A 680-nucleotide genomic window follows, 5' to 3' on the forward strand; every position below is an offset into this window, starting at 1 on the left:
GCGGTTCCGCCACGAGCACCGCCGCGGGCCCCGCCTCAACGGCCAGCGCAGCGGCATCCCACCACTCGGTCGAGCCGTCGACGACGACGATGGCGCCCGCCGCGCGTCTGACGCGCTCCGCGCTGCGTGGAAGGCCGCCGACGGCCACGACGTACTCGGGCAGGTCGACGACGACTCCGATGCGCTCGCTCACGTGGGGTCTCCCTCGCGGATCGCCGCAGCCGCCGCATCGGCGAGGTCGATCGCGAACAGCGCATCGTCGAGCACCTCGTGGTACTCCATGGTGGCGCTTCCGTCGAGGAGCGCAGCGAGCGCCCGCCATTCGCGCACGTAGCCGTCCTCGTCCTCCCGCCGGTACGTCGTCATGCGGAGATCGCCGACACGGACCCGCACCGTCGCGCTGCCCGCGTGCACGAACGACGGCGGGAACTCGACGTCGACGCGGTCGGTCACCGTGCCGATCGTGAGCCGCCAGACCGGGTCGGGTCCGCCGGGCAGCATGACCGCCGTCAGCAGCACCCGCACGCCGCTGGCGCGGAACGCCACCGTGTAGCCGATCGGCGGCACGGCCGCCGCGAAGTCGACGCCCTCGAAGTCGGGCGCGAGGTCGCGGATCGCGGGCAGGTCGTGCACCGCGAGCCCGAGCACGAGCTGGCGCACCACGTCGGCAGCGACGGCCG

General features: G+C 74.0%; 2 pseudogenes. Both read right to left on the bottom strand.

What is annotated here, in order from left to right:
• A pseudogene (locus tag GH736_RS23870) lies at positions 1 to 193 on the bottom strand (hypothetical protein); the annotation flags it as partial.
• A pseudogene (locus tag GH736_RS23875) lies at positions 190 to 680 on the bottom strand (gfo/Idh/MocA family oxidoreductase); the annotation flags it as partial. The pseudogenes GH736_RS23875 and GH736_RS23870, both read right to left, overlap by 4 nt.

It is taken from the genome of Agromyces humi (assembly GCF_009720255.1).
Taxonomy (GTDB): Bacteria; Actinomycetota; Actinomycetes; order Actinomycetales; family Microbacteriaceae; genus Agromyces; species Agromyces humi.